The sequence below is a fragment of the Bartonella sp. LJL80 genome, from assembly GCF_054871565.1.
Genome location: NZ_JBTXLM010000007.1, coordinates 1 through 21817 on the forward strand (window position 1 = coordinate 1; position 21817 = coordinate 21817).

Below are 21817 nucleotides of genomic sequence, written 5' to 3' on the forward strand. Positions count from 1 at the left end.
GTTGTTAATGGTTCACAGCTTTATTCAACCAATACAAAGGTCGATAATCTGAGTGATCGGGCAGTCACCTATGATGGTGCTGTTGGTGGGGCGAAAGACACCATCACTTTGGCAGGTGGCACGACGGGAACAAAACTTACCAACTTAAAAGCCGGCACACTCTCAGCCTCTTCAACCGATGCTGTCAACGGCTCCCAGTTGTTCGATACGAATACAAATGTTACGGCGCTTTCCACGCGAGTAACATCAGTTGCCACCAATACCTCGACCTATCTGGGTGGCGGCGCGGATGTTGCTGCAGGAACGGCACCCACATACACAATTCAAGGAACGGACTACAACAATGTCGGTTCTGCTTTGGGCGGCGTCAATACTTCACTGACCAGCCTTAATAGCAAAATCACGGGTATTACCGGGGATGTTTTGACATGGGACACTTCAGCCAGCGCCTATAGTGCAAAGCACGATGATGGAACAGGTACGGCAACAAACAGCAAGATTACCAATGTAGCGGCCGGAACTCTGTCCGATACTTCAACCGACGTTGTTAATGGTTCACAGCTTTATTCAACCAATACAAAGGTCGATAATCTGAGTGATCGGGCAGTCACCTATGATGGTGCTGTTGGTGGGGCGAAAGACACCATCACTTTGGCAGGTGGCACGACGGGAACAAAACTTACCAACTTAAAAGCCGGCACACTCTCAGCCTCTTCAACCGATGCTGTCAACGGCTCCCAGTTGTTCGATACGAATACAAATGTTACGGCGCTTTCCACGCGAGTAACATCAGTTGCCACCAATACCTCGACCTATCTGGGTGGCGGCGCGGATGTTGCTGCAGGAACGGCACCCACATACACAATTCAAGGAACGGACTACAACAATGTCGGTTCTGCTTTGGGCGGCGTCAATACTTCACTGACCAGCCTTAATAGCAAAATCACGGGTATTACCGGGGATGTTTTGACATGGGATACGACAGCCAGCGCCTATAGTGCAAAGCACGATGATGGAACAGGTACGGCAACAAACAGCAAGATTACCAATGTAGCTGCAGGCACTCTGTCCGATACTTCAACCGATGTTGTTAATGGTTCACAGCTTTATTCAACCAATACAACAATGAACACAATTGCCACCAACACCTCGACCTATCTGGGCGGCGGTGCAGATGTTGCAGCTGGAACAGCACCCACATACACAATTCAGGGCTCTGACTACAACAATATTGGAACGGCCTTTGGAGGGGTCGATACTGCCTTGACCAATTTGACAGTTGGTAAGAGTGGTATGGTTCTTCAGGAAAATTCAACAGCGCCTATTTACATCGGGTCAAAATCAGGTGGTTCGGTTATCAGTGTTGCCGGTATTGATGGCAATCGTAGAATCTCGGGCGTGAAGGCTGGTACTGCAGCTGATGACGCTGTCAACGTAGCACAAATGGAAGGTGGTCTAGCGGCTATCGCAAACAATGTTAGCGATCTTGGGCGTGCTGCCATTGTTTATGACAAGGTTGATGGCGTCAATGACTATAACAATGTGACACTCGGTGGTTCTTACGGACAGGGCCCGGTCCATATGAAAAACGTTGCCGCAGGGGAACTGTCAGAAACATCACTTGACGCGATCAACGGTTCACAATTGTATGCAACAAACAATACAATTTCCACGATCGCTACCAACACATCCACCTATCTTGGTGGCGGTGCCAATGTGGCAAATGGAACTGCACCTAAATATACAGTGCAGGGATCTGACTATAGCGATGTCGGCTCGGCATTTAGCGGTGTAGACTCTTCTTTGACAAGCATAAGCAGTAAGATTAGCGGTCTCTCAAATGATGCATTGTCATGGGATTCAACTGCTGGCGCATACAGTGCCAAGCATGATGATGGAAAAGGCAATAAAACTAACAGCAAAATCAAGTATCTGGAAGACGGACTTATTGCAGACGGCTCGACTGAAGCGGTCACCGGTAATCAAATATATGCTATGAACACCCAAATCGCCGCCTATTTTGGCGGAGGTGCAGGTTTCGCCAATGGTGCTTGGACTGCACCGAGCTATAATATCTACAACGTAGATAGCAGCGGCAAGGTGACAACCGGTACATACAATAATGTCGGTGACGCCTTAGGCGGCGTTAATGATAGTATCAATAATGTCAATAATCGAGTTAATGATGTCGAGGATACGCTGAACAATTTCAAACCCGTCGATGAAAATGCATTGCAATGGAATGATACCGAAGGTGGCTATGATGCCGGTGGCAAAAATAACCAACCAAACAAGATCGTCAATGTTGCTGATGGTAATATCGCGCAAGGTTCAAAGGACGCCGTTAACGGTGGTCAGCTTTGGGATACCAATAAGCGTGTCGATAACATCGAAGCAAGTGTCGGAGATATTGCCGATGGTGCTGCCATGTACGATAAAGACAGTAACGGCAATAAGACCAATTCATTGACGCTGCAAGGTGGCGACGCCAGCAAACCGGTAACGATTGCCAATGTGGCTGACGGAAAGATTGAAACAGGGTCAAAAGAAGCGGTCAATGGCGGTCAATTGCATGACTATACACAAGCGCAGATGACAACCGTGCTCGATCAATCCAAGTCTTATACCGATCAGCGGGTAGATAATATCGTAAGCGATGCCGTCGAGCAATCGAACCAATATACAGATATGCGCTTCGGAGAATTAAACTATGGCATTCATGAAGCAAAACGCGAAGCCAGACAAGCTGCCGCAATCGGACTTGCCGCTTCAAGCCTTCGTTTCGACGACAATCCTGGAAAGGTAAGCGTTGCATTTGGTAGTGGTTTCTGGAGAAGCGAAGGTGCCGTTGCTATGGGTGCAGGTTATACGTCCGAAGATGGCAAAATACGTTCTAATCTATCGGCTACCTCTGCCGGTGGCAATTGGGGCGTAGGTGCAGGACTTAGCTTTACGTTGAATTGATGATGAAGACACGATATTTCTTCTTATTTATTACATTAACCCTCGCCGTTTTCGGCGGGGGCGCAACTGCTTTTTCACAAACTGACGATGCCTATACTTTGCACCCTCCGGCTCTTTCTGTTCCTGACGGCCCACCCGGTGAAATCAAACGCTCCATCATGCAATTTGAAGCTTGGACATTGATATGTGACGAAAATAGAACTGCCAAGCAAGTGGTGTGTAACATTACGCAGGCCGTTGAAGACGCCAACCGAAATGTCGTTTTCAGCTGGTCGCTTGCCGCAAGCCGTGACGGAAAACCCTTTATGTTGCTTCGGGCATTGCCTGACGCTGATAAAGCCTTACCTATTGAAGTAAAATTTGATGAGGGTGAACAAGTCATAAAGATTTCTTACATTGGCTGTGACGAGAATGTTTGTCTAGCTCAAACACCAGTCGGACCAATTTTAAGCAAACATATCGGGGATGGCAGTATTGCTCATATTTCATACCGGTTGAAAGATGGCAAAACAATTGCGTTCGATGCAACTCTCAAAGGCTTGCGCGCAGCAGTATCATCTATAAACCAATAAAATCGGAACCCGGTTTACATCATGGTAAAAACAAATGAAGAATGAAAATATCCAAGCAGAAGCAAAAAAAGACATCACTGGAAAAGTTAAAACAAAACAATGGAAAAATCCCATCTATTGGGCAGTTCTTGCCGTTGTATTGATAATAGCTCTCAGCGGATGGTCGATTTTAAAACCCGTTAATAGCGGTAAAAACGGCTCCATGGCTTTTGTTGAGAATACATTCGGAGAACAAGCGAAGAAAATTGGCGCGGCGAAATGTGCGGCACTTTTCTCCAATCTTGGACAGACGGCAACCCAGGGTGCGCAGTTTCAAGCGGCCACTTCTTGGGACAGTAAAAAACCTGACGAACGTTCTCTAAGTGCGACGATCGGGCAGATCTATGGAGACAATACGACCAAGGGCGCAGGTTTTGTATTCACAGCGCCAGTCGAAAACGGTTGTGAAGGCAACATGGTCAGAACAGTGATTACGCAGACGTCTTGTTCGCAATTAGCGCAAGAGCAGCTTCCGCAAGGTTCAAAACGTATGGACGATCTGGGTGGCGTAGCATTATTCAACCTTCCAAATGTCGGTCAGGTTATAATGATACCCGCATCACAAACGAGTTGCGTGGTCGTGACAAGCATCAATTTAAGCGATACTGGTTCTTGAACTATCGGGATCTTTAATGCAATAATCCCCGATGCTCGGGGATTATTGTCGTTTCTCAACAATACACCATTCCATATCGTCCATGACGGTACGTTGTAACACCTCAAAGCCGATCTTTGAATGTGCTTTGATTGACGCGATATTTTCTACATTGATAAAAGCAAGCGGGCTCCCAGTATTCAAACCACATAATTCATCGCAAAGCATACGCAGTATCCCCTTCCCTCTTTCATCACCGGAAATGCAAACAGGCCCATATAGCCATCGACCATCTGCAAGATCCGGTGACTCAGAAAAAATGTAACGTGCAATAGCAGGTAAATGGTCTGTATCTGGTCTGAAACTAAATGCGACACCGGCTAAACGATCATCCTGCAGCGCAACAACGACGTTTAGACTTGATTGAAGCATATGAAGCACTTTTGCCTTGGGATACTCGCCAAATAGACCGCCACCGTTCGACTGTGCATTCCGCTGCAATAAAGCCGCTACAGCATCGCAATCATTTTCATTCATTTGACGCAGATGGATCATATCGACGCTGCTTCCTGACACATTTGTTTCCGACTTTGAAAAAAATTAGACAAAGCGCGCCTTCTGCGCAATAAGCATCTTCACAGTCGCATAGCGCGAAAGCATCATTCTTTCTTATACACAGCCGATTTCCACCTGAACCGCCGGGCATCCCGTACTAAATTTAATGCGACCGAAATCATAATTAACTGCAGTGCGAGTGTGTTCGTTGTCGACGAACACACTCGCGAACAGACAGCTTATTGTTTAATCATCAAATTCCTGGCTTGTGATGTTACCCTGATTGTCGACGTGTAACTCTAATCGTTGATGGTTGTTATCTGTAACCTCAACCTCCCATCCAAAATGTTTACGGTCAATATCGTGAATATGATAACCTGCTTGTTCAAGCTTCTTTGCCAGTTCTGAAACATTGATACGTGTTGTCTGTAACGGTGTTTGTGTGCTGGAGATTGCAGTTTGCGCTTGCACCCCTTGAACCAAAACTGCTGTACCGACTGTACCGGTCAAGATTGCTAAAGCAATAATACGTATTTTTTTCATAGACATTGTCTTCTCCGTTTTTCAGTTATGGTATGTCTATAAAATAAGTTTGCTGTCAGCGTCCTTACACGTCATATCAGGTTTCTGTCAGTTAAAGTCTTTTATCGCCATTGCGTCTCTACCGCACCGACGTTCATCTGCATTTATCCCACCTTTTACGCGTTAGTTTGGCGTTTATGTCGTTGAATTATCTTAAATTGGGCGCTGCCTCTCATGCATCAAAGTACGACTAAACCATGGAAAGCTAGGACTTTACTGGCTGGACAATTTGAACGAATAATGGAGTTTCAAGCGAACATGGGTATGGTGGGCCCGGAGGGACTCGAACCCCCAACCAAGCGGTTATGAGCCGCCGGCTCTGACCAATTGAGCTACAGGCCCCACGTTTGCCCCGATCTAAACTAAAAATACCTTGGGCACAAGTGCCTGTGTTACAACTCGTTACCTTTTTTCTGCTTCTGGCAATTTATCCGCTTTGCCCTATTTCCTACATCATACGCCGATAGGGTGACAAAGATCGTTAAGACAACAGGAGTGAACATGATAGCGTCAAACTTTTTCTCTCGCCCGATTTCGTCCTTAGCTATAGGAGCTGCGGCTGGTATGACACTTTTATCCGCTCAATACAGCGCACAAGCCGGAGAAGTCGAAATGAAGCATTCCACCATTGTCGTGAGCGCGACGGGTGAAACTCAAACAGCGCCAGACATGGCCGTCATTAATCTAGCGGTTGTCACCAATGACAAGACCGCACAACAAGCGCTAGCCGCCAACAATAAGGCTATGAATGACGTTCTGGAGTCGTTCAAGAAAAGCGGTATTGAACCGCGTGACTTGCAGACATCTGGTCTTTCCATCTATCCCGTCAATGAGGATAGCAAGGAAAAAAAGGTGTCTGAGCAGAAATATCGTGTTTCCAATTCTCTAACTGTTCGCATTAGAGACCTCGCGCTTGCCGGTAAAATTTTTGATCAGGCTATGAGCCTCGGCATCAATTCGGTAAGCGGCATATCGTTTACCAATGCGGAGCAGAAACCTTTCTATACAGAAGCACGTAAGAAAGCCGTAGCCGAAGCAATTGAAAAAGCCCAAACTTTGGCCGGGGCAGCAAATGTTAAGCTTGGCCCTATCATTTCGATCAGTGAAGAGAATTTTAGTTCCGGTGTTATGCCACGCCTGGCCAGTGCTGCTAAGCCCGCATATCAGGCTGATACAAACTTTGCCGGCGGCGAACTTGATTATGCCATCAATGTAACAGTCACATTTGCAATAGACCAATAAGTGTTGCTGTGAATGAATACCTCGTTTCCGCCCTTCGTTCATCGTGGCCTGAGGGCGGAAAAGAAAATTACCGGCTCAATGGGATAAAACGAAATAGCCACAACCAACGTGCCATTTAAATAAACTATCTGCCCTCGTCCATCGGTCCGACAATATATTGAAGATAGTCTTCCTCAGTCTCCAAATCATCTTCATGAGCCCTCACCCTGCCGCGGGCAGATATTTTTGCTTCATGAACGGTATCTTTACTGCCTGATACAAGGGGATGCCACCACTCCAGATCCTTCCCCTCGTCAATCAGTCGATAGGCGCAATCTTTGGGGAGCCAGCGAACCGTTTGCACTGTCTTGATATCAAGAAAGATACAATCCGGTACGATGGATTTACGATCAGGATAATTACTGCACTGGCACGTGTCAGCGTCTAGAAGGCGGCACGCGACGCTGGTCGCATAAATATCACCGGTATCTTCATCTTCCAATTTGTGCATGCAGCAACGCCCACAGCCATCGCAGAGGCTTTCCCACTCCGCAACGGTCATTTCCTCAAGCGTCTTATATTTCCAAAAAGGTATCGTTTTTTCCATGGGCTCGCATTACTCTTTTAGTCTTGGAAAATCTAGCTTTCATTAAAACTAAGGCTTGAAAAAAGGTCCGACATTGGTCATGCAGATAGGATAAACTCAACGCAATAGGCTTGCCGGCATGAAACGTATTGAACTTCTTATTGAATCCATCATCCTCGCATCTCGCTGGCTGCTGGTTGTTTTTTACATCGGCCTTGCTGTCGCCTTGGCAATTTATGCGTTTTCTTTCGCTGGAAAACTCTGGGACTTTGCAAGCCACGTGCAAGAGCTTGACGACACCAATACAATTTTGAAGATGTTGGGTTTGATTGATGCCGCCTTGATAGCCAGCCTCGTTGTAATGGTTATCATTTCCGGATATGAAAATTTTGTCAGTCGTTTTGATGAAGGCGAAGACGAAGTGCATTGGCTCGGCACAATTGATGCTGGCTCGTTGAAAGTCAAAGTGGCTTCGACAATCATTGCGATTTCCTCAATTCATCTTTTGCAAATATTCCTCAACCTTGAACGTTATAGCTGGATACATTTGACGTTCTACACGGTTCTGCACCTGACTTTTGTTATTTCCGCGCTTTTCCTAGCCTATATCGACAAGATTTCGGGAAAGAAAAAGGATGCAAAAGGTAAAAAGGCGCCAGACCTCTAAGCACATCTCATTAAAGCCAAGAAGACCGTTCAGCTTTGAATAAACGCCAACGGTCTTAAAAAGAGATCATAACAGGATAATTTCGGCTGACCTCAGCGATTATCGGAAGATGTTTTCGCCTTGTTCATCGATAATTTGACGGGCTTTGATATGGATCATCCGCACCGCGTCTTCCATTTGACTGAAACGATCTGCGCGTACGAACCTATGTTCTTTGATCTCGCCTGAAATGTCTTTAGTTATCATTCCACAGCTTTGCAGTTGCCCTTCACTTTTATAGGGCGTGGCTTCAATGACAAAGCCTTGATACTCAATCTTCGCGCCAGGAATTTTGGCATTCTCTGTTGTATCGGAACCGTTTTTTCCAAAAAGCTTTTTGAGAAACGACATAAAATCCTCCATCCGCGGTATGAATAAAAACAGCGTCATCTTTCGATAATACGCTGTTTTTCTATCTTTATGAATCGAGGAAGCTGCGCAATTTGCGCGAACGGCTGGGGTGCTTCAGTTTACGAAGCGCTTTCGCTTCAATCTGTCTGATACGCTCACGCGTAACCGAAAACTGCTGTCCGACTTCCTCAAGCGTATGATCGGTATTCATACCGATACCAAAGCGCATACGGAGCACGCGCTCTTCACGTGGTGTTAACGATGCCAAAACACGCGTTGTTGTATCACGTAGGTTTGCTTGAATTGCCGCATCAATTGGCAGAAGCGCATTTTTGTCTTCAATAAAGTCGCCGAGATGCGAATCTTCCTCGTCACCGACCGGTGTTTCGAGCGAGATTGGCTCTTTGGCGATTTTCAGCACCTTGCGCACTTTTTCAAGCGGCATAGCAAGCTTTTCGGATAGCTCTTCCGGCGTTGGTTCACGGCCAATTTCGTGCAGCATCTGACGCGATGTACGAACAATTTTATTGATCGTTTCGATCATATGAACCGGAATACGGATTGTGCGTGCCTGATCCGCAATCGAACGGGTGATCGCCTGACGAATCCACCATGTCGCATAAGTTGAGAACTTGTACCCACGACGATATTCAAACTTGTCGACAGCTTTCATCAAACCGATATTGCCTTCTTGAATAAGATCAAGAAACTGCAAACCGCGATTGGTGTACTTTTTCGCGATTGAAATAACCAGGCGTAGATTGGCCTCAACCATTTCTTTCTTGGCTATTGTTGCCTCGCGTTCGCCTTTTTGTACCTGATTGACGATACGGCGAAACTCTCCAATTGAAATAGCGGTTTCTTGGGCGAGTATCTGAATTTCACCACGTAGATTCTGGATCGCCTTGGTTTCGCGTGTTGAAAACTCTTTCCACCCACGCCCAGACAATGTCGCGATGTAATTAACCCAGTCGGCATCAAGCTCACGTCCCTGATATTCCTTCAGAAAGTCTTCGTGACGGACACCGTAGGAATCGGCAAGACGTTTCAATTTGCCTTCATTTTGCACAAGACGCTTGTTAATGTCATAGAGCTGTTCGACAAGCGCCTCAATACGATTCTGGTTTAGAGAAAGCGATTTGACCGATTTGATGAGGTCATCTTTCAGTTGCTTGTATTTCTTTTCCTGCGCGGGCGACAGGGCACCATCATCATGGGCTGCCAAACTGCTTTCCACGTGCTGATCTTGAAGCTTCCGCAACTTCACATAAGTATCGGCGATGAAATCCAGCGTTTCCATAACTTGCGGACGAAGTTCATTTTCCATAGCCGCAAGCGAAAGATTGGCTTCATCATCGTCTTCATCATCTTCTTCAGTCGATGTTTCACCGCCAACATTTGTTATGTCATCGTCATCGCGTGAAGGACGGCGCGGAGCCTCTTCCTTTGGCTTTGTCTCTTCCACGCGTTCGATCACCGGTGCCTGCTTGGCTTCCGGTCCGGCATAGGTGGTTTCGAGATCAATAATTTCACGCAGTAAAATGCGCTGCTCGTTAAGCTCCTCGCGCCAGATAATCAAAGCCTGAAATGTCAACGGGCTTTCACACAAACCGGCGATCATCGTCTCGCGACCAGCCTCAATGCGCTTGGCGATTGCAATTTCGCCTTCTCTTGAGAGAAGTTCAACCGCACCCATTTCACGAAGATACATGCGCACAGGATCGTCTGTACGGTCAGTAGGCTCCCGTTTGGCAGCGGTTGCTACCGCACGCCCGGTGGCCTCGACCAGATCACCGCCTTCTACGCTTGCTTCTTCCTCATCATTATCTGTTTCGGTTTCAGCTTCTTCATCATCCTCCACGACATTGATTCCCATATCGGAAAGCATCGCCATGGTGTCTTCAATTTGCTCCGATGTCACCTCTTCTGAAGGCAGAACGGCATTCAGTTCATCCATCGTCACATAGCCGCGTTTTTTGGCGACCTTGATCATTTTCTTAACGGCGTCATCGGACAGGTCGAGAAGAGGACCGTCCGCACTCACTTCGCGCTCGGTCTCTGCATTGTCTTTCTGTTTAGCCTTCGTTGCCATTCCGTCTCAACTCCACTCGGCCATATCGCATCTTTTGCGTAACCGGTATTTTCTTATATTCTCATCCAACTCGCCACGCAGTCATGGCACGCATATTTCTTATTGTCTTTTAGGATTGATCCTTTGCGAAAGGATTAATTTTTGCAGTGTTTTTAAACGTGTGCGAAAGTGGGATCTTGAGTAATACACATTCCCACAAAGCATATATCTCTAGGGCTATAGTCGTGTTTCACGCCGTTTTTCACACACTGAATGCAAATAACTCCCGCCGCTACAGTTCAATTCCAATCCTAAAATGGCTCTCAATCTTGAGAAACCACCAGCCCAATCAGGCTTTCGTGGCTGATTCGCACCCAAAAAGCGAATCATTTGTTATGATTCGTATCGCTCTGATTCGATTCGTCAGCCTTCCAACGTCCGAAACCTTCAATCAAAGCTTCTGTTGCTTCTGTCTGTTCCAATTCGGCTTTTACATCACGCAACAATGTAAAGATGTCTCCGTCAGAGCTTTCCAAAAGCTGCATTTCTATATCGCGTAAGCGTTTATGTAGGTTGTGTGCGCGAAGATGCAAGTAGACAGCCTGTTTTAAAGCTTCTCTGGCGTCTTCAATCGGTGCAACGGCAAAAGCGCTTCTCATGCCGGTCTTTTGGAGTAAATCCCCAATACGGGATAAAATCTCAGCTTGGCCTTTTTGTTGCAAAAGTGCCAGCATGGCATCCGCGTCATCGGGCTGCCATTCTCCCAAAATTTCCAGCATCGCGCGATGTAAGCCGACAAGAGCACTATTTTCCAACTCAAGCGCTGCCAATGTTTCAAAGTCTTCATGCCAAAGGTCTGGATGGGTCGCCAAAGTCATGAGAATGGCTGCCTCCCGTAACGGAAGAAATGCAGAAGCATTGCGTACCAGATTGGAATTGGCTAAACTTGCACTGAAACCGCGCCCTGAGGCTGCCTGCCCTGTTCGACCCGTCTTATTGTTGTAATTTCCCGATCCGTTTGATTTATTTGCAGCAGGCCTGAAAGCCGGACGAAAAAAGTCGCGCAATCTCTCGCGCATGTCCTGTAAATAATAGTGGCGCAAACTTTCATCTTTTAAGGTGAAGATTGCCTGCTTCAGCTCGCGTTCAAGGCCGGCACGTTCTTCCGGTGTATTGAACTGGCGCCCATGCGTTTGGCGAAACCAAAGCAATTCCGCTAAAGGTATAGCCTTGTCAACTTCACCCTTGAAAGCCTCTGATCCGCCCGAATTGATAATATCATCGGGGTCCTGCCCTTCGGGAAGTAACACGAAACGGGCGGAAACGCCGGCTTTTAAAAGCGGCAATATTCTGTCTGCTGCGCGGAAAGCCGCATTCACCCCGGCATCATCCCCGTCAAAACACAAAATCGGGTCAGGAGACATCCGCCAAAGCAAACCGATCTGGTCTTCGGTCAATGCTGTACCAAGTGGGGCAACAGCGTGGTCAAAACCAGCCTTGGCAAGCGCGATGACATCCATATAACCTTCAACCACCAACATGGACTGCGCTGGCTTTCCCGCATTCGGTTGGCAAGCTTTTCGCGCATGCAGCGCATTGTAAAGCATGTTGCCCTTGTGAAACAGCATTGTTTCCGGGCTATTGAGGTATTTCGCACGGGCATTTTTATCGAGCGCACGCCCACCAAAAGCGACAACGCGTCCGCGCATATCCTCAATCGGAAATATAATACGATTGCGAAAGCGATCATACGGGACAGAGATATCCTCCCCCGATACAAGCAGTCCGCATTCTTCCATCTGCCTTACGGTAATGCCACGCGTGATCAAAGCATCTTTCAGCGCAGAGCGACTGTCAGGTGAATAACCAATACGGAATCTCTGACCGATTTGTTGCGAAAGGTGACGCTGATCCAAGTAATGTCTGGCATTTGCACCATCGTCAGTTACCAATTTTTGTTGAAAAAATTTCGTAGCCATTTCCATGACATCATAGAGATCGGCTTTTACTTTTTCCCGTTTTTCACTTTCGATATCGCGAGCAGGCATTTTTAGACCCGCCTGATCGGCAAGCCGCTCCACGGCCTCCGGAAAGGCCAAGCCATCAAGCTCGGTGACAAAACGAAAAATATCACCGCTCACACCACAGCCGAAGCAGTGATAACGCCCTTTAGGATCCTCGCAATGAAAGCTTGGTGTTTTCTCACCGTGAAACGGACAGCAGCCCCAGAAGTCACCACGCGAAGGGTTGCTTTTCTTGGAATCAAATGCCACCCTTTGCCCGACAACCGTCGAAATCGGTAGTCGGGCGCGGATCTCGTCAAGGAAATCGGGCGGAAAACGCATTAGCTCTCACAAAGGTTGAAAAATCATCCTGTTACTTAAACACTATAGCACTCGATTCCAACACTTGTCTGTGCTCGTCGTGAAACTTTACACTTGAATGGAAAAAACCAGCAATGGATATACAATATGGAAACTATGACAGAATTTTTAGCTCAACACGCATGGCTGGAAGCAGCAGTGTGGCTTGCTGGACTTATCATTCTGGCACTTATTATCAATCTTGTCGTCAAAACGGTTCTCATCCGGATCGTGCGCAAATTATCCGACCTGTTCCATTCGCATAAGACAGACGACATTGATCGGACGATCCGGCATATCGCAAACATCGCGCCGGCATTGGTTGTGTCTACCGGCATCAGCCTCGTGCCTTCACTCCCACCGGTACTTGGCACAATTATACAAAATGTAGCAAATGCATTTATTATTCTGACTGTTGTTTTGGCCATTGCTTCGCTTTTAAATGTCGTAAACCGCCTCTATGAGCAGCGTCCTGAAGCACGATTAAAACCGATAAAAGGGTTCATACAGGTATTCAAAATCGCGCTTTTTGCCATCGCCGCAATCCTTATGCTGGCGACCTTGATTGACCGCTCGCCTTTGATCCTGTTTTCCGGTCTCGGCGCCATGGCCGCGGTTTTGATATTGGTTTTTCAAGACACGCTTTTGTCACTGGTAGCGGGTATCCAAATTTCTTCGACTGACATGGTTCGCGTAGGTGATTGGATTGAGATTCCCAATCTCGGTGCCGATGGAGACGTCATTGAAATTGCACTTCATACTGTTAAAGTTCAAAATTTTGACAAGACTATTACCACCGTACCAATCCGCAAACTGGTCACCGATCCATTTAAAAACTGGCGTGGCATGCAGGAATCGGGTGGGCGGCGGATCAAGCGCTCATTGTTCATCGATCAATCGAGTATCGGTTTTCTAAATAGTGAAGATCGCGAAAGACTATCGCACTACAATCGACTGGAAAGCTATTTCGAAACACGGGCGAAAGAAATTGATGATTGGAACTCCAAGCTTGAAAGAAACAGGGACGTTGCAGCCAACACACGCCGCATGACAAATATTGGTACATTTCGGGCCTATGTGATGGCCTATTTACAAAATCACCCCGGCATCAGTCAGTCCATGACACTGCTTGTGCGCCAAATGGCTCCAGGTTCTGAGGGCTTACCACTCGAAATCTATTGCTTCACCAACACAGTCGCATGGGCGGACTATGAACGTATCCAATCCGACATCTTCGATCACCTCTATTCCATTTTACCCGATTTCGGTCTGCGTATTTTCCAAAATCCGAGCGGCAGCGATTTTATTGCAGCGGTAGCAGAACGCGAGGAACGCCGGCAGTCAAAATAAAATGATTGGCTTCAAAACGCGCTTTACAGCGGTCTAGCCACGCTTATAAATTTATGCATTCGTGGCAAAGCCGCCTTTGGCCAATTTTGCTCCCGACCGCCATTGTGTTGGCTGGGATAAATAAAAGGAGATAACAAACATTGAATGGTCCGTTGGTTATTCTTCATCTGGCAGGCGCTGTCGCGCTGCTTCTATGGGCCACTCGTATGGTGCGTACGGGCGTGGAACGCGCCTATGGCGACCGATTGAAGCGTAAATTACGCAACGTCATGGCCAATCCGGTTTTTGCCGTCGGATTTGGCCTATTCATGGCAGTGGTCTTGCAAAGTTCAACAGCCGTTACACTGCTTGTTGGCTCGTTTGTCGGCTCTGGTTTTGTATCGGGTGTTGCAGGGCTGATGGCAGTACGCGGTGGTGAACTCGGTTCGGCACTTGTGGTGAAAATTCTCTCTTATAACCTCACAGCTCTTGTGCCGCTCTGCCTTCTAATCGGAACGTTCATCTTCATGACCACCGAGAGGCGAGATTGGCGTCAACTTGGCCGTATCATTGTCGGCATTGGTTTGCTCATTCTATCGCTGCAAATGACAGGCGAGGCCACAGCGCCGCTTCGAGATAGTGCGGTTTTACCTAACATCATTTCCTATCTTTCAACAGATCCCGTGTCCTCTTTCCTGATCGCGGCTGTTCTGACATATCTTTTCCACTCATCCATCGCCGGAATTATCCTTCTTGTTAGCTTTGCCAGCCATGGCCTTATCCATGCCGAGCTTTGTGTTGTCATGGTTTTGGGTGTCAATCTTGGCTCATCACTGATAGCTCCGTTACTAACGCGCAATGCACCACCCGAGACGCGTCTTGTACCTTTAGGTAATTTGATGATGCGCGGTGCTGGCTCGCTTATCATGCTGGTGCTTTTTCTAGCGTTCAAACCTCCTGTCAGTTGGCTGGGAGCCGATCCCGTCACACAGGTCGTTAATGCACATATCGTCTTCAACCTCATTATCCTGCTTGTTGGCATTCCGCTTTCCCAGCCGGTTTTGAAGCTCACAAACTGGCTGGTAAACCTCAAAAAAACGCCCGCACAAGCGGTGGAAACAGCTGATTTTATGGCACAGAGCGCGCTTGATGAAACGGTATTGGAAAAACCGAACCTTGCTTTGGCCAACGCCGCACGGGAGGTGATCCGCATTTGCGATCTGGTTGATCTTATGCTTGACAAGGTCATGGGGCTTTATGAAAAACCTGATAAATCGGTAATGAACGAACTTATCCAACTCGATGATATACTGGATAAGAAACACGCCGCCATCAAGCTTTATCTCGCACGTTTAGCTGGCCAGAAACTGAGCGATGAAGAAGCTTTAAGAACCCAGGAACTCCTTGGCGCTTGCATAAAGCTTGAACAGGTAGGAGATATCATAACGCATAATATGCTGGCCTTGGTCAAAAAAAAGCAACAGCAGAATCTCGAATTTACCGAAGACGGCTGGCGCGAGCTTTCACGCTTCCACAGCATTGTGCTTGCAAACGCACATATGGCATTCAATGTATTGGTTTCTCGCGATACCAGAACGGCACATCTTTTGGTGCAAGAGAAAGATAATTTGCGTGAACTGGAAAAAGAAACCAGTCTCAAACATTTTCAACGATTGCGGCAAGGTGATGAGAAAAGTGTCGAGTCCTCAAGTTTACATCTCGACACATTACGGGACCTCAAGCAAATAAATTCGCTTCTGACATCAATTGCCTATCCTATTCTGGAAGAACAAGGCCTGTTGAAGAGTTCTCGCCTTCGCAAAGTTGCCTCTAGCAAGTAGACGTCAAGCCGAATGAGCGCTAAAACCCCTTGAACTCTATTGTGGCTGCGCTAATTCTGTCTCATATGTAAACTTGGACACAATATACAAATTTGGGCAAAGGAGAGATCCATGGAAGACGCGAGCATTGGCTGGATAGCTGCAATTATCATCGGTGGACTTGCAGGTTGGGCCGCACAGAGTTTTATGAAAAGCAATACCGGCATGATCCTGAACATTGTATTGGGTATTGTCGGCGCATCGCTGGCAAGTTTTCTTCTCGGCCTTTTTGGTGTGAGCTTTGCGGGCTGGTTTGGTTATCTGATTTCCGGTTTCATCGGAGCATGTATTCTCATCTGGATCGGCCGTCTCATCCGGCCTTAGCATGAGACATAAAAAAGGCACCCATCAGGGTGCCTTTTTCTTGAATTGAAGATTGGTTATTTCAATCTCTCGCGAATAATGGCGCTGGCTTTTGAAAAATCCATTTGACCTGTAAAACGCTCTTTCAGCCATGCCATAACCTTGCCCATATCACGCAAGCCTTCGGCATCCGTTGCTGCCACAGCCTCGGCTATGGCATTCGCCACCTCTTCATCGTCGAGTTGGCGCGGTAGAAACTCACGTATCACCGCGATTTCCTCCCGTTCGGTGGCTGCCAATTCAGGTCTGGCGCCTTCATCATACATTTTCGCCGATTCTTCACGCTGCTTGATCATGCGCGCCAGAATAGACTGTAATTCGGTGTCATCAACCGCAGGCTTTCCTTCTCCACGATTGGCAATGTCGCGATCCTTAACCGCCGCATTGATAAGACGAAGCGTTGCAAGACGTGCTTTGTCATGCTCTTTCATGGCTGTTTTCAAGGCATCATTGATGTCGTCGCGCAACATGATCTTATCCATTCCTGCTTGATGATTTTCACACGGTCTAACCAAAAGCATGCTTTCATGCAACGCAATTCAATAAATTATTACGCAAAAGCCATGAAAAAGCACCAAACAACCCTTTACCTTGACATGCAATGCTCCTATATCTCTAACCTTAGCTGAACATTGGAAACACAATCGTCAAGCAGGTGTAAATCTGCGGCTTTTGCATGAGTTCAATATCGCGCCTTTCGAATACTGTTTTTATGAGAGCGAGCCATGACCGATACCGCAAAAACGACAGCCCCTTGGGGCACTGCCAAACCAACCGCCCTGCTGGTTTTGGCAGACGGCACTGTGATTGAGGGTAAAGGTCTTGGTGCAACGGGCACTGTAGCAGCTGAAGTCTGCTTCAATACTGCGCTGACCGGCTACGAAGAAATTTTGACAGACCCATCCTATACAGGGCAGATCGTCACCTTTACCTTTCCGCATATCGGCAATGTTGGCACCAACTCGGAAGATATTGAAGACCTCAATCCTGCGAACAGATATGGTGCAGTCGGTGCGGTTTTTAAGGCCGACATCACACATCCTTCCAATTACCGCGCTGCAGAAGGCTTGGATCAATGGTTGAAAGCTCGTGGCGTGATAGCTTTATCCGGCATCGATACGCGCGCACTAACCGCGCTTATCCGTGAAAAAGGTGCTCCAAACGCGGTTATTGCACATGATCCGATGGGTGTATTTGATGTTGAAGCGCTAAAAAAACAGGCTAAAGAATGGTCGGGCCTTGTGGGACTTGACCTTGCTAAAGACGTGACATCCGGGCAGTCATCGGAGTGGCAGGAAACCCCTTGGGTCTGGGATGAAGGTTATGGCAGTGAAACCAAACAGGATCTCCACATCGTTGCAATCGACTATGGTGTTAAGCGGAACATCCTTCGTTTGCTCGCCGGACTGGAAGCACGTGTAACTGTTGTTCCGGCCAAAACAAGCGCTGAAGATATTCTTGCCATGCAACCCGATGGTGTGTTTTTGTCGAATGGCCCGGGTGACCCAGCTGCCACAGGCGAATACGCTGTGCCCACAATCCGTAAATTGGTGGAAAGCGGTGTACCTCTATTTGGTATATGTCTTGGCCATCAAATGTTGGCTTTGGCTGCCGGCGCTAAAACCGTTAAAATGCATCAGGGGCACCACGGTGCCAACCATCCGGTAAAAGACTACACCACGGGTAAAGTTGAAATCGTATCGATGAACCATGGTTTCGCCGTGGACTCCTCAACGCTTCCAGACGACGTTGAAGAAACGCATATTTCGCTGTTCGATGGTTCCAATTGTGGTATCACTTTGGTCGGAAAGCCAGTCTTTTCGGTACAGCACCATCCAGAAGCATCGCCAGGCCCTCAGGACAGCCATTATCTGTTTCAGCGTTTCCGTGATCTCATACGCGCTCATAAAAAAGCCGCTTAAAACCATTCAAACCTGCTTTTGTTGAAATGAAAAAGCGGGTTTTTCATTGATCTATCCGACATCATCAATGTGTAGCTCAATCAAAACCACACTTGGCTGCATTTACGGCAACGCAGCATTCCAAGATGGGTCGCGACGTCTTCATACAACGCTGTTAATCTGCTCCGACTGCAGTGGTCCAAGTCTTGCTTTCTCACGACTGCTCAGGTGGTATGATATTTTCCATAATGGTCTGTTGACGCGCCTTTTCCGGTTCACGCACATAAAACGCGAATATCAAGGTTGCAGCCAATAATACAAAAAATGCCGCAGCATAAGGCGCACCGGAAAAACGGAAAGGTGCATCGTCACTAGTGAAATACTGGAAAAGCGATGTATAGAATACAGGCCCAATCATTGACGTGATAGAGGTGATTGAAGTCAGCGCGCCTTGTAATTCACCCTGTGCATTTGCCGGTACTTGCGCTGCAGCGATAGCGCGCATCGGAGCATGGGCGAGATATTCCAACATGGTAAAGCCGAACACGACATAGACCATCCATCCTTCAACCGCGAAAGTGTATCCGACCATGCCAACAAGTGCGAAGCATAGGCCGGTCATAGAAATTCGCCAATCTTTCCAACGCTTGGCAATATACGGTAGAAACAGGCCCATAATGAGAATTTGCCCGACGCCAAAAGTCCCATAAGATAGACCGATGGAGAATTCGCTCCAGCCATAGCGTTCTTTCGCTACGAAGGCCCAAGCTGCAGGCCAGACAGACTCCGCCAACCAATAGAGAAAAAATGCCAATGCAATCCATAACACTGACGGATATTGGCGCAATTGTAATAGAGCACCAAGAGGATTAGCCCTTTTGAGGTTAAAGCGCCGGCGATGTCTTTTCGTCAATGTTTCTGGGAGCATGAACAATGCAAAAAAGAAGTTGATGAACGACAAGGCTGCCGCAAAATAAAATGGAACCCGTGGCCCCAATTCACCAAGAAGCCCCCCGATGAGCGGACCAAGGACAAACCCCGCGCCAAATGCGATGCCGATAAGACCAAAATTGCGCGTACGATTGCTATCATCGGATATGTCTGCCAGATATGCAGAACAGGTCGAAAAACTTGCGCCGCTAATACCCGCCAGTATGCGACCAACAAACAGCATGGAATAACTCCACGCGATAGCGCAAATGAGATTATCGAGCGCGAAGGTTATAATCGAAACGAGCAAAATCGGACGACGACCATATCGATCTGACAAATTACCGATAAGCGGCGCAAACAAAAACTGCATGGCGGAATAAACCATGAGAAGAAACCCGCCATCCACCGCAGCCGCACTGATATCATCACCAGTAAGCTGACTGAGATATTCGGGCATAACTGGCACAATGATAGCAATGCCTATAATATCTAAAAGCAATGTTATAAAGACGAGGACTAGCCCACGGCGGATGAATTGAGGATCTTTTACGACTGCCATAGCACAACCCTTGATATGCAAATTCGCCTATACGCTGTTTGATATAGGGGCGAAAGCATTTTTTTAATTCATAGTCTTGATATTATAGATAAGTTTTATGACGGCACATTGGTCGATTGACAGCGGGGATTTTCCATTTGCAAACGCCAACACCACTCCAATTGCGCAATAAGCGTCTTATGATAATCGCAGTCTTTGTGTCTTTTGCCGTTATACCTTCGTTATTCGGCTTTACATTGACCCTATCGACACTGAAATTCATGGAAACTGCAATCGTGTTAGACACCGATATTGCAGGTTTCAGAGCAAAGCCGGATGCCGAGGGTAGACAACCAGCAGCCGTTAAAATCAAGCTTCAGAATGGCAGCAGTCTCTATTCCTATGAGGAAGGTGTTCCCCGTCGAGGTCTTAAACAGGAGATAGACACCGCATAGCCTATCAATCCGATAGTCCTTATAGCTTCAGATTTGCTGATTTCTGGTCGTTATGGCTTTGGCCAATCGTCAATGCAATCTTGGCCTTGATACTCATCATATTACTGCCGGTTGGTTTGCGCTGCTTGCCAACGATGAAATGGCGACGTTATCAGGCGCTGGAAGCTGAGACAGATGTTCACTTATATTTTAATCAAAATGGTTTTCGGTTGAGCGTTAAGTCGGGTGCTAAAAACGGGTTCACGAAGGTGTCTTACAGCTATGAAACTGCTTTTGATGTAGAAACTTCAGACGTGGAGTCCGGACCAACAGTTCTAACAAAAAACAAACTAAGCTTCCTTGATAAATTTGGTTCTGAAATTGCTTTTCTAGCAATTGCCTGTTGTGCATATTTTTTTAAACTTGCGTTTCAAGTCATCGTTGTTTTCCTGTTCTTCACCATTTGGTCTGCATTTATCCTTCAGCAATATAGGGAGGGAAGAAAAACGCATTTTTTGGATAGGCGCTTAACTGAAGCGACTGGAAAGGTAATCGCTTTCGAAGAGAAAATTATAAATGATACGAAACTTTATGCGCCCATTATAGAATTTCACAATGAAGAGCGGGGAACGTTGAAGACTGTTTTAAACAGAGCAGATTTTCCTGCCCAATATGATATTGGTGAAAGTATTACCTTTCTTTATGACAAAAAAAATCCAAAAAAAGCTAAGCTGCGTCAAAAACAGATTCTTGGCTTTGATTATTTCAGTTTTGCCATCATTCTTGGCTTTATCTTCATGTCCACCATAACGCTTGCCATCTTCATTCTAGCATAAGACATTCATTGGCAGTCTTTACCTTCAAGCCTCTCATAGGTTGGCTGAAAACGTATCGCACGACTCCATTTTTCCCGATTGATAGCCGCGGTTGAACCACTCAGCCCGTTGTACAGACGAACCATGAGTAAAGCTATCGGGAACGACATATCCCTGAGCCTGCTTTTGCAACGCATCATCGCCGATTTTATGCGCCGCATTCAAAGCAGCTTCAATGTCACCACTGTCGAGAAGACCTTTTTGGTCGGTAGAATGTGCCCATACACCCGCATAACAGTCGGCCTGCAACTCCACTTTGACGGAAAGCGCATTGGCGGCGGCTGTGCTCATGCGGGCGCGCTGGCGATTGGTAGCGTTTAGAACGCCGGTTAAATTTTGTATATGATGGCCCACTTCATGTGCAATGACGTAAGCTTGAGCAAATTCACCTGGAGCGCCGAATTGACGGCTGAGTTGCTCGAAGAATGAGTCATCAAGATATAATTTGCGATCCGCTGGACAATAAAATGGCCCGACGGCTGCCGTGGCTAGTCCGCATGCCGAACGCACAGTACCTGAAAACCGCACGAGAACCGGCGGTTGATAAACCGCATTGTGCTGCTTGAATATCGTTGTCCATGTATCTTCAGTTTCCGCCAAAACCGTGGCAATAAATTGTCCACGTTTGTCATCGGCCTGCGGAGGAAGGGATTGTTGGCTGGTTTGGGAGCTGCCATTGCGCTCCAACGCGCCATCGCCAAATAAAAAGCGTGAAGGATTGAAACCGAAGAAACTAAGGCCGACGAATATGACGATAAGAATGAGAATGCCGCGGCCACCGCCGCGCGTCAACAACCCCAAACCTATTCCGCGCAAACCCGTGCGCATGGCGGAGCCGCCTGAAGCGCGCTGTCCACGTCGATCTTCGACATTTTTACTTTGCCGACGGCCTTCCCAGCGCATGCCCGATTTCCTTCTGTTACTTGTCTTGATTTTTATAGCATATAAAAAAGAAATGA

20 protein-coding genes and 1 tRNA gene are annotated in these 21817 nt (G+C 47.2%); 11 read left to right on the plus strand and 10 right to left on the minus strand.

The window, feature by feature from the left end:
* The 3 genes from ACYSNS_RS11170 to ACYSNS_RS11180 form a co-directional block, all read left to right on the plus strand.
* Positions 1–2964 (plus strand): YadA-like family protein (locus ACYSNS_RS11170; protein WP_461723244.1); only part of this gene is annotated, 2964 nt, incomplete at its 5' end.
* Positions 2964–3536, plus strand: coding sequence for an invasion associated locus B family protein (locus tag ACYSNS_RS11175; RefSeq protein ID WP_461723245.1), 573 nt, complete (start codon positions 2964–2966; stop codon positions 3534–3536). The genes ACYSNS_RS11170 and ACYSNS_RS11175, both read left to right, overlap by 1 nt.
* 34 nt (positions 3537–3570) lie before the next feature.
* Positions 3571–4191, plus strand: a complete 621-nt coding sequence (locus tag ACYSNS_RS11180) for a hypothetical protein (protein ID WP_461723246.1) — start codon at positions 3571–3573, stop codon at positions 4189–4191.
* A 42-nt stretch (positions 4192–4233) separates the two neighbouring features.
* Here ACYSNS_RS11180 and ACYSNS_RS11185 read toward each other — a convergent pair whose 3' ends face one another.
* The 3 genes from ACYSNS_RS11185 to ACYSNS_RS11195 all read right to left on the minus strand — a co-directional run bounded on the left by ACYSNS_RS11185 (position 4234) and on the right by ACYSNS_RS11195 (position 5649).
* Positions 4234–4746 carry a GNAT family N-acetyltransferase gene (locus ACYSNS_RS11185; RefSeq protein ID WP_461723247.1) on the minus strand — a complete coding sequence of 171 codons (513 nt, stop codon included), beginning with the start codon at positions 4744–4746 and terminating at the stop codon, positions 4234–4236.
* A 225-nt stretch (positions 4747–4971) separates the two neighbouring features.
* On the minus strand, positions 4972–5274 hold the full coding sequence (locus ACYSNS_RS11190; RefSeq protein WP_461723248.1) for a PepSY domain-containing protein: 303 nt from the start codon (positions 5272–5274) through the stop codon (positions 4972–4974).
* A gap of 298 nt (positions 5275–5572) precedes the next feature.
* Positions 5573–5649 (minus strand) — tRNA-Ile (locus ACYSNS_RS11195).
* Between the two features lie 159 nt (positions 5650–5808).
* Here ACYSNS_RS11195 and ACYSNS_RS11200 point away from each other — a divergent pair.
* On the plus strand, positions 5809–6549 hold the full coding sequence (locus tag ACYSNS_RS11200; protein ID WP_461723249.1) for an SIMPL domain-containing protein: 741 nt from the start codon (positions 5809–5811) through the stop codon (positions 6547–6549).
* 124 nt (positions 6550–6673) lie between these two features.
* On the opposite strand, the gene ACYSNS_RS11205 is transcribed toward ACYSNS_RS11200, so the two are convergent.
* Positions 6674–7135, minus strand: a complete 462-nt coding sequence (locus ACYSNS_RS11205) for a YcgN family cysteine cluster protein (protein ID WP_461723250.1) — start codon at positions 7133–7135, stop codon at positions 6674–6676.
* Positions 7136–7253: 118 nt separating this feature from the next.
* Between ACYSNS_RS11205 and ACYSNS_RS11210 the strand changes: the two genes are divergently transcribed.
* Positions 7254–7781, plus strand: a complete 528-nt coding sequence (locus ACYSNS_RS11210; RefSeq protein WP_461723251.1) for a TIGR00645 family protein — start codon at positions 7254–7256, stop codon at positions 7779–7781.
* Between the two features lie 99 nt (positions 7782–7880).
* On the opposite strand, the gene ACYSNS_RS11215 is transcribed toward ACYSNS_RS11210, so the two are convergent.
* From ACYSNS_RS11215 to dnaG, 3 genes are all read right to left on the minus strand, one after another.
* Positions 7881–8171: an HlyU family transcriptional regulator gene (locus tag ACYSNS_RS11215; protein ID WP_461723252.1), complete on the minus strand. Its 291-nt coding sequence runs from the start codon at positions 8169–8171 to the stop codon at positions 7881–7883.
* Between the two features lie 67 nt (positions 8172–8238).
* A complete protein-coding gene (rpoD, locus tag ACYSNS_RS11220; protein ID WP_461723253.1) occupies positions 8239–10263 on the minus strand; it encodes an RNA polymerase sigma factor RpoD in 2025 nt (674 codons plus the stop codon).
* Positions 10264–10628: 365 nt separating this feature from the next.
* The gene (gene dnaG, locus ACYSNS_RS11225) at positions 10629–12587 is read right to left on the minus strand and encodes a DNA primase (protein ID WP_461723254.1); all 1959 of its coding nucleotides are present in this window, start codon (positions 12585–12587) and stop codon (positions 10629–10631) included.
* Positions 12588–12722: 135 nt separating this feature from the next.
* On the opposite strand from dnaG, the gene ACYSNS_RS11230 reads away from it, so the two are divergent.
* The 3 genes from ACYSNS_RS11230 to ACYSNS_RS11240 all read left to right on the plus strand — a co-directional run bounded on the left by ACYSNS_RS11230 (position 12723) and on the right by ACYSNS_RS11240 (position 16138).
* Complete coding sequence (locus ACYSNS_RS11230; RefSeq protein WP_461723370.1) at positions 12723–13955, plus strand: mechanosensitive ion channel family protein; 1233 nt, start codon at positions 12723–12725, stop codon at positions 13953–13955.
* Positions 13956–14095: 140 nt separating this feature from the next.
* The gene (locus ACYSNS_RS11235) at positions 14096–15775 is read left to right on the plus strand and encodes a Na/Pi cotransporter family protein (RefSeq protein WP_461723255.1); all 1680 of its coding nucleotides are present in this window, start codon (positions 14096–14098) and stop codon (positions 15773–15775) included.
* A 111-nt stretch (positions 15776–15886) separates the two neighbouring features.
* A complete protein-coding gene (locus ACYSNS_RS11240) occupies positions 15887–16138 on the plus strand; it encodes a GlsB/YeaQ/YmgE family stress response membrane protein (protein WP_461723256.1) in 252 nt (83 codons plus the stop codon).
* Positions 16139–16194: 56 nt separating this feature from the next.
* Here ACYSNS_RS11240 and ACYSNS_RS11245 read toward each other — a convergent pair whose 3' ends face one another.
* Positions 16195–16647, minus strand: a complete 453-nt coding sequence (locus ACYSNS_RS11245; protein WP_461723257.1) for a GatB/YqeY domain-containing protein — start codon at positions 16645–16647, stop codon at positions 16195–16197.
* Between the two features lie 255 nt (positions 16648–16902).
* Here ACYSNS_RS11245 and carA point away from each other — a divergent pair, with 255 nt between their 5' ends.
* Positions 16903–18099, plus strand: a complete 1197-nt coding sequence (gene carA, locus ACYSNS_RS11250) for a glutamine-hydrolyzing carbamoyl-phosphate synthase small subunit (RefSeq protein ID WP_461723258.1) — start codon at positions 16903–16905, stop codon at positions 18097–18099.
* A 193-nt stretch (positions 18100–18292) separates the two neighbouring features.
* Here carA and ACYSNS_RS11255 read toward each other — a convergent pair whose 3' ends face one another.
* Positions 18293–19570, minus strand: coding sequence for an MFS transporter (locus tag ACYSNS_RS11255; protein WP_461723259.1), 1278 nt, complete (start codon positions 19568–19570; stop codon positions 18293–18295).
* Positions 19571–19707: 137 nt separating this feature from the next.
* Between ACYSNS_RS11255 and ACYSNS_RS11260 the strand changes: the two genes are divergently transcribed.
* Positions 19708–20004 (plus strand): hypothetical protein, encoded by a 297-nt coding sequence (locus tag ACYSNS_RS11260; protein WP_461723260.1) that lies wholly within the window; start codon positions 19708–19710, stop codon positions 20002–20004.
* Positions 20005–20138: 134 nt separating this feature from the next.
* Complete coding sequence (locus ACYSNS_RS11265; RefSeq protein WP_461723261.1) at positions 20139–20819, plus strand: DUF3592 domain-containing protein; 681 nt, start codon at positions 20139–20141, stop codon at positions 20817–20819.
* Between the two features lie 33 nt (positions 20820–20852).
* On the opposite strand, the gene ypfJ is transcribed toward ACYSNS_RS11265, so the two are convergent.
* Positions 20853–21761 carry a KPN_02809 family neutral zinc metallopeptidase gene (gene ypfJ / locus ACYSNS_RS11270; RefSeq protein WP_461723262.1) on the minus strand — a complete coding sequence of 303 codons (909 nt, stop codon included), beginning with the start codon at positions 21759–21761 and terminating at the stop codon, positions 20853–20855.
* Positions 21762–21817 lie beyond the last annotated feature (56 nt).